Source organism: Halomonas sp. Ps84H-12, from assembly GCF_024124725.1.
GTDB classification, from domain to species: domain Bacteria; phylum Pseudomonadota; class Gammaproteobacteria; order Pseudomonadales; family Halomonadaceae; genus Vreelandella; species Vreelandella aquamarina.
Genome location: NZ_JAMXSJ010000070.1, coordinates 1 through 7,198, shown reverse-complemented (window position 1 = coordinate 7,198; position 7,198 = coordinate 1). Strand labels below are relative to the sequence as shown.

Genomic DNA, 7,198 nt, shown 5'->3' with positions numbered 1-7,198 from the left:
TTGCCTCGGCTAGTTGGCGCTTCAAGCGGGCGTTTTCTTCTGCCAACGACCGCTCTCGCTCGGATGTGTCTTGCTGCAGCTGTGCTTTAGATCGCCACTGATAGAGCTGACTCGCGTGTATTCCCAGTTCACGCGCCGCTGCTGCAACGCCAATACGATCAGCAAGCGCTAATGCTTCTTGCCGGTAGCCATCTGAGTAACGGGTATATGATTTTTTCGGGTATCCGGATTAAGTGGTAGATGGAGCCCCCTTGCTCCTTCGAACCCTTAACTCTCCCAGAAGGTTGATAGATCGACGCCGTAGTTTTTCTCAGGCTCGGGAAGACCCATGCTGTAGGTCATGGTGGCCTTGCCCAGGAAGGGGGATTCCTTGATCTGCGGCACCTTCTTCTTGTGCTTGGTGGTGTAGAGCATCCGGGCCCGCATCACCTCGAATGAGTAGCCCCGGCCATCGCGGTTCTTGTCCTTGGCCAGCCGATTGATCGACTCCGTGAAGGCGTTGGTGATTGGGGTGTCGGTTTCGAAGTAGGCCAGCACCTCCTCGCGCCATCCGCTGACGGCGCTGACGAGATCCTTCCACACCTCTTTCTGCCCCTGTGGAATGTCGTCAATCCAGCGGGCCAGCGCCTTTTCGGCATCACGCCGGGTGGTGCTGTCCCAGATGTGGTAGAACCGCTCCTTGTGCTCGTAGGCCGCCAGGAGCTGAGGGAAGGCCCCTGTCCATGTCTCCATGATAAGCCGCTCGCGATCTGAAACGTCGTGGGCACGCTTCAGCAGGATCTTCCTATCGCCCTTGAGGGTCCGCCGCTGGTTTGGCTTCAGATCCTTCCTGAGTCCCTTACGCACCTTCTCCAGGGCTTCGTTGGCCATCCGCACCACATGGAACTTATCGACCACAATGCGAGCCTGCGGCAGTACCGCCTGGACAGCACGGCGGTAGGGTTTCCACATATCCATGCTGACGATCTCGACCTGGTGGCGCTCGGTCATGCTCATGAGGCGCCTCGTCACCGCGTCCTGCTGGCGACCGGGCAGCAGGTCCAGTAGGGTACGCTCCTCCAGGTTGGTCAGGATGCAGCGGTAGCGGCGGTTCAGGTACAGCTCGTCGATCCCCAGGCAGCGGGGTGTCTCGAAACGATGCCAGGCTGCCAGGAACTCAGCCTTCTTCTTGAATATCTCGCGGACAGTCTTCTCGTCGAGGCCCGTGGTATCAGCCACGTAGGCGTAGGGGTGATTGAAGGCTTCCTTCTCGACGTGGTTGTAAAGCCTCCGCGTCATGCGGTGATCGTCTACCATTTCCGGAAGAGCTGGCCGGAACGTCCTTCCACACGCCCGGCAGGTGTAGCGGCGACGGACCACCCAGAGGGTGACCCGCTTTCCGTGGATGGGTAGGTCGCGATAGGCCACATCGCGCTTGCCGAACCTGACAAACTCACTCTCAACGCCGCATTCCTCGCAAGCTAGAGGCTCAGGAGCTTCGACCTGGTAGTGGAGATCATGCTCTTCCATCTTGGTGCCTAGGACGTGGTACTCGGGAAGGTGAAGGATGTTGTCAGGCAAGCTAGTCATGCAAACTTTCCTTGTCGACATGGTCCATAGATGATCGCGACTCTTTGACCGCGTTGTTTTCAACGAACTGAAGGTGAGTTACTCCCTTGGGTCTTCTGCTTCTCTGAGCCCTTCATGCAATGACGCAATTAGCGGGCAAGTGATATTGCCTTGTTGTGCATGGCATCTGTCGACCATTTCGCTCAGCACCTTCTCAATTCTTTCAAGCCTGTCGATCTTCTCGCGAACGTCCCCTAACTTGTGCTCTGCGAGAGCACTGGCTTCTTGACAGTGGGCGCCATCTTCCAGCCGAAGTAGGTCACTGATCTCATCCAGACTAAAGCCCAGCTGCTGCGCCGTTTTCACGAACGTCAACCTGTCGATATCGGCGGCACTATAGCGTCGAATACCTCCGGGAGGGCGTTCGGGCTCCGATAATAGCCCTCGTCGCTGGTAATAGCGGATTGTCTCGACATTGACGCCGGCCGCCTTGGCCAGGCCGCCAATGGTCATGGTGTCCGCCACTTTATCTGCATGTCTCTTCATGATGCTTGACTCCGTACCAAGCTACGGAAGTAACCTTATCGTAGCTCCCCCCATCCCGAAAGGAGAATCGTCAATGCGGACATCTAAAACGGGGCGAGGGCCCCTGGCCGCCGGAGGAGTCGCGGCCCTCCTGGCCTCGGCGTGTTGCCTCGGCCCGCTGGTGCTGATCACGCTGGGCGTTTCCGGCGCCTGGATCAGCAATCTGGCGGCGTTGGAGCCCTATCGCCCGCTCTTTATCGGCGTCGCGCTGGTGGCGATGTTCTTCGCCTGGCGTCGCGTCTTTCGGCCAGTGGAAAAGTGCCAGCCGGGAGAGGTGTGTGCCGTGCCACGGGTCAGGACGGGCTACAAGGCGATCTTCTGGCTCGTATCGCTGCTGGTGCTAATCGCCCTGGTATTCCCCTACATCTTGCCCCTGTTCTATTAAAAGGAGATCTACCATGAAAGCTCGTTTCGCCTTCATCGCGCTACTCGCCCTGCTCAGCACGCCCGCCTTAGCGGCCCTGCAGACCGTGACGCTGTCGGTGCCGGGCATGACCTGTGCCGCCTGCCCGATCACCGTCAAGGCCGCCCTCAACAAGGTGGACGGCGTATCGCAAGTCGACGTGAGCTACGCGGATCTCGAGGCCGTGGTCACCTTTGACGACGCCCGAACGTCGGTGGAGGCATTGACCGAGGCCACCATCAACGCTGGGTATCCATCAACCCCGACATCCTCGCAAGCGGATCGAGAGTGATCATGAAGAATCCCAAGCCCCTGCTGCGCGTGAGCGTGATCGGCACCGTCCTGGTGGCATTGTGCTGCTTTACGCCGATCCTGGTGATCCTGCTTGGCACGGTGGGCCTGGCGGGGCTGACGGGCTATCTCGACGTTGTGTTATTGCCGGCCCTGGCCTTCTTCATCGGCCTGACCATTTATGCGATTTGGCGTAAGAAGCAGTTCGACGCCTGTTGTGACAACGGCTCTATCAAATCAAGGAATACGCCCCCTGAGTGACATCAAGCAGCTGCACATCGCGGTCATCGGGTGAGTTGTTTACGAGCTTGCCCGCCACGGTGAAGGAATAAGCGTGAAAGATTCGCAGAAATTTTTAAGCGTCGTGCTTGGCACCGGGTTGATGGTGCTGTGTTGCGCCGCGCCAATCGCCCTGGTGCTATTCGGTACGGCGGGCCTGGCCGCGTTGGCAGGCTATCTCGATTACCTGCTGTTTGCCGCCCTGGCCATCGGCTTACCTCTCTACGCGCGATACCACAAGCGGAAGCAGGATGCCGGCTTTACTAATGAAGACTCGGAGAAACGTGATGATTGAACTCAACGTGAGTGGCATGACCTGTGACCGCTGTGCGCATCATGTCAGGGAAGCCCTGGAGAAGCTGCCCGGCGTGCAGTCGGTGGAGGTATCCTATCCTCAGGGGACGGCATCGGTAGCCGTTGATCCGGAGACACCGGCCTCGGCGTTGACGTTTGCCGTGACCCGACTTGGCTACCAAGCTCGACTGGCCAACAGTGGGCCCACTTCCCCGGCAGGCGCATCGGTGTCCAAGGGCCGTGATGAAGACGCCCCGCACATCGCGGTGATCGGCAGCGGCGGCGCCGCCATGGCGGCGGCCCTGAAAGCCGCCGAGCGCGGCGCCCGGATCACCCTGATCGAACGCGGCACCGTCGGCGGTACCTGTGTCAATACAGGCTGTGTGCCTTCGAAGATCATGATTCGCGCGGCCCATATTGCCCACTTGCGTACGGAAAGTCCCTTCGATGCAGGCCTGAGCGCCCAGGCGCCGGTGGTGGATCGGGCCAAGCTGCTCGAGCAGCAGCAGCGACGTGTCGAGGAACTGCGTGACGCCAAGTACGAGGGGATTCTGCGCGACCACCCGGCCATCACGGTCCTGCACGGCGAGGCCCGGTTTATCGATGCCCATAGCCTGATGGTCAAGCTGAACGAGGGCGGCGAGCAGGTCGTCCACTTCGACCGCGCCTTAATCGGTACTGGCGCCCGACCGGCAGTACCGCCGATCCCGGGTCTTGCCGACACCCCCTACCTGACCTCTACCAGTGCGCTGGCCCTGGACACCCTTCCCGAGCGGCTGATTGTGATCGGCGCCTCGGTGGTGGCCCTGGAACTGGCCCAGGCCTTCGCCCGGCTGGGCAGCCGGGTCACGGTGCTGGCCCGCAGCCGCCTGCTCTCCCAGGAAGACCCGGCGGTAGGGGATGCGGTGGAGGCGGCGTTTCGCCGCGAGAGCATCGAGGTCCTCAAGCAGACCCAGGCGAGCCGCGTGGACTACACCGACAATGAATTCATTGTCGACACCAACGCCGGCACCTTGCGGGCGGATCAACTGCTGGTGGCCACCGGACGGACACCCAATACCGAGGCCCTGAACCTGGCGAGCCTCGGCGTGGAAACCGCACGTGGGGCGATTCTGGTCGATGAGCATCTGCACACCACGGTGCCGGGGCTCTATGCCGCCGGTGACTGCACCGATCAGCCGGAGTTCGTCTATGTCGCCGCCGCCGGGGGCAGCCGGGCTGCCGTCAACATGACCGGGGGCGAAGCCACCCTGGACCTGAGCGCCATGCCGGCGGTGATCTTCACCGACCCCCAGGTGGCCACCGTCGGCCTGACGGAAGCCGAGGCCATCGAGCAAGGCTTCAGCGTCGATACCCGCGAGCTGGACCTGGAAAACGTGCCGCGTGCGCTGGTGAATTTCGACACCGGTGGTTTCATCAAGCTGGTGGCCGAACGCGACTCGGGCCGGTTGCTGGGGGTGCAGGCGGTGGCGGGGGAAGCCGGTGAGCTGATCCAGACGGCGGTGATGGCGCTACGCGCACGCATGACCGTACACGACATCGCCAATGAGCTATTTCCCTACCTGACCATGGTGGAAGGGCTCAAGCTCTGTGCCCAGACTTTCACCAAGGATGTGACGCAGTTGTCCTGCTGTGCCGGGTGAACGATATGAGCGCGACCGTGGTGCCACTGGGCGGCGGCACCACGGGTTTTGGGCATGGACACCACAGGGAGCTCTGTCACGATGAACACGACACTACCCGATTGCGGGATGATGGGGGCGATGGGCTGGATAATGCCAGTGATCGGAATTGCCCTACTATTGCTGCTGGTCCTGGGCATCGCCTGTTTGGTGAAGTATCTGCTCTCTAGCAAGTGAGCGTACTGAGCGAGCCATCAACCAGCTAATCCGTTGTGGGTTGAGTTTGTCGGCCACCTTTCTCTCTCGCATACCAACCAGATAATCCGGATACCCTTATCTTTTAGTATAGCTGCGCATGAACGAACTTGGACGTTCGATCCATTGAAACGAAGAGATAGGCCTTGCCTTCGCCTGTCTGGATATCGCTAATATCGATATGCAAATAGCCGATAGGGTAATGTTTGAAGAACTTTTTCTCGCGCGTTGCTTCGCCAGCCCTAGGCCGCTGACTAGTACCGTGGCGCTGGTAGAGTCGGTGCAGACTTGACCGTGTCAGCGATGTGGAGCGAGCTGCTTTGGGTCCCATACGCACAACTTCGACAGAGGTCCGGCTGCGCCACTTGCGTACGGTTTTAGGGTTAATGCCGTAGCGTCGACTTAACGTCGCGACCGACTCAGTCGATCGCTGTATGTCTTCTCGGATGGCGTGCGTGGTCGTGGCGCGTTGATGAAGTACCTGAGCCATGGATCCTCCGCGGACAAGGTTTCATACCATAAACCACCACACCCCAGGACCAAACACCTAGGCTTATTTTATTCCTTTATAATTAAAACAAAGTGATTATAGAAAAGAAGACTCTTACCCAGTTGGGGATATCGTTAAGCTGACATCAGGTGGGTAAGTTATGACTATCAGATAGTTGACGATAAATTTGGATAGATAGTGTACAGGTAGCTAGAAGTGTCAGTGGTTTGCTGGGAAGGTCGCTGATGACGCAACGTGCGAGACGACCTCAACTGCTAATCGTCGCACGCGCGCCGGGCGTGTGGCGCTACCGCCAGAACTACCGCGCGTTGAGGTGGTGCATGAACTGCCCGATAACGATCACCACTGCCACAAGGACAGTGCCGCGCTAAAGATAATCGGTGAAGAGGTCATTGAGAAACTGCACGGGTTGCCTGCCCGGATCGAGGTGACCCGTCATGTGCGCCGCAAATATGCCTGCCCGACGTGCGAAGAAGGCATGAAGACCGCCCCCGCGCCGCCGGCCAAGCTGTTTTGCCTAAAAGCAATGCCAGCGCCACGCTGCTCGCCTCTATATCGCGACCGCCAAATACCAGGACGCGCTCTCCCCTGATCGAACGACACAGCGGCTACCTCTTGGCAGCGCGCCTACCGAAGATAACGGCCACTGAAACTGCCAAGACGATGATCCGGTTGTTAGAACCCCGCCGAGGCGCAGTGCACCTTGGATAACGGTTCTGAATTCGCCGAGCACCGACAGTTACTAAGACCGTCTCAGCCAAGATCTGTTTTTGTGACACGTACCACTCATGCCAGCGTGGCACCAATGAAAATACGAATGGCCTGATTCGCCAATATTTCCTGAAAGGGACTGACTTTCGAACCTTGTCTGACACAGAGCTAAGAAGAGTGGTCGATAAGCTGAACGATAGACTAAGAAAGAGGCTGAGATACCGCCCCCAGCCCAGGTGTTATTAAGTGAATACTTGGAGAACAACAAACCGCGGGGGCTGCACTTATTAGTTTAATTTAGGTGTTGCGCATGGACAAGGTTTGTAAAAACCTTTAACAATCTGCGTTAGGCGTCCTCTTCTGGTACCTCTACAGCTACAGCTTTGTCTTCGCCCTTGCGCTGCGCGACTGGCATCAGTTGGCGACGTATTTCAGCTTCAATCTCGTCTGAGATTTCCGGATTGTCTTCTAAATACTGCGCAGCATTGGCCTTACCCTGACCGATCTTGTTGCCTTTATAGCTGTACCAAGCGCCTGCTTTGTCCACTAGGCTGCACTGCACGCCAAGATCAATAACCTCACCCGCGTGGTAGATACCTTTGCCGTAAAGGATCTGGAACTCAGCTTGCCGGAACGGCGGTGCCACCTTGTTTTTGACGACTTTCACGCGGGTTTCGTTACCGGTGACTTCGTCGCCCG

The 7,198-nt window shown here is 58.6% G+C and carries 9 protein-coding genes and 3 pseudogenes; 7 read left to right on the top strand and 5 right to left on the bottom strand.

Features of this window, described 5'->3' with window-relative positions; genetic code table 11:
- The 3 genes and pseudogenes from NH344_RS17845 to merR form a co-directional block, all read right to left on the bottom strand.
- Positions 1 to 202, bottom strand: a pseudogene (locus NH344_RS17845) (transposase); the annotation flags it as partial.
- Positions 203 to 267: 65 nt separating this feature from the next.
- Positions 268 to 1,569: an ISL3 family transposase gene (locus NH344_RS17840; protein ID WP_033988338.1), complete on the bottom strand. Its 1,302-nt coding sequence runs from the start codon at positions 1,567 to 1,569 to the stop codon at positions 268 to 270.
- Positions 1,570 to 1,647: 78 nt separating this feature from the next.
- Positions 1,648 to 2,094 (bottom strand): Hg(II)-responsive transcriptional regulator, encoded by a 447-nt coding sequence (gene merR, locus NH344_RS17835; RefSeq protein ID WP_006911920.1) that lies wholly within the window; start codon positions 2,092 to 2,094, stop codon positions 1,648 to 1,650.
- 73 nt (positions 2,095 to 2,167) lie between these two features.
- On the opposite strand from merR, the gene merT reads away from it, so the two are divergent.
- The 6 genes from merT to NH344_RS18295 all read left to right on the top strand — a co-directional run bounded on the left by merT (position 2,168) and on the right by NH344_RS18295 (position 5,259).
- The gene (gene merT / locus NH344_RS17830) at positions 2,168 to 2,518 is read left to right on the top strand and encodes a mercuric ion transporter MerT (protein ID WP_027965778.1); all 351 of its coding nucleotides are present in this window, start codon (positions 2,168 to 2,170) and stop codon (positions 2,516 to 2,518) included.
- Positions 2,519 to 2,531: 13 nt separating this feature from the next.
- The gene (gene merP / locus NH344_RS17825; RefSeq protein ID WP_022519794.1) at positions 2,532 to 2,828 is read left to right on the top strand and encodes a mercury resistance system periplasmic binding protein MerP; all 297 of its coding nucleotides are present in this window, start codon (positions 2,532 to 2,534) and stop codon (positions 2,826 to 2,828) included.
- A gap of 2 nt (positions 2,829 to 2,830) precedes the next feature.
- Entirely contained in the window at positions 2,831 to 3,088 is a 258-nt protein-coding gene (merF, locus tag NH344_RS17820) for a mercury resistance system transport protein MerF (RefSeq protein WP_033988342.1), read from the top strand.
- A 73-nt stretch (positions 3,089 to 3,161) separates the two neighbouring features.
- Positions 3,162 to 3,401 carry a mercury resistance system transport protein MerF gene (gene merF, locus NH344_RS17815; protein ID WP_027965777.1) on the top strand — a complete coding sequence of 80 codons (240 nt, stop codon included), beginning with the start codon at positions 3,162 to 3,164 and terminating at the stop codon, positions 3,399 to 3,401.
- Complete coding sequence (merA, locus tag NH344_RS17810) at positions 3,394 to 5,043, top strand: mercury(II) reductase (RefSeq protein WP_253028257.1); 1,650 nt, start codon at positions 3,394 to 3,396, stop codon at positions 5,041 to 5,043. Before merF (NH344_RS17815) ends, merA begins: the two co-directional genes overlap by 8 nt.
- Before the next feature lie 81 nt (positions 5,044 to 5,124).
- Positions 5,125 to 5,259, top strand: a complete 135-nt coding sequence (locus NH344_RS18295) for a hypothetical protein (protein ID WP_008957399.1) — start codon at positions 5,125 to 5,127, stop codon at positions 5,257 to 5,259.
- Positions 5,260 to 5,365: 106 nt separating this feature from the next.
- On the opposite strand, the pseudogene NH344_RS17805 reads toward NH344_RS18295, so the two are convergent.
- Positions 5,366 to 5,767: pseudogene (locus NH344_RS17805) on the bottom strand (IS481 family transposase); the annotation flags it as partial.
- A gap of 301 nt (positions 5,768 to 6,068) precedes the next feature.
- Here NH344_RS17805 and NH344_RS18430 point away from each other — a divergent pair.
- Positions 6,069 to 6,380 carry an IS66 family transposase zinc-finger binding domain-containing protein gene (locus tag NH344_RS18430; protein WP_058578283.1) on the top strand — a complete coding sequence of 104 codons (312 nt, stop codon included), beginning with the start codon at positions 6,069 to 6,071 and terminating at the stop codon, positions 6,378 to 6,380.
- Between the two features lie 465 nt (positions 6,381 to 6,845).
- Here NH344_RS18430 and NH344_RS17795 read toward each other — a convergent pair.
- Positions 6,846 to 7,198: pseudogene (locus NH344_RS17795) on the bottom strand (DNA recombination/repair protein RecA); the annotation flags it as partial.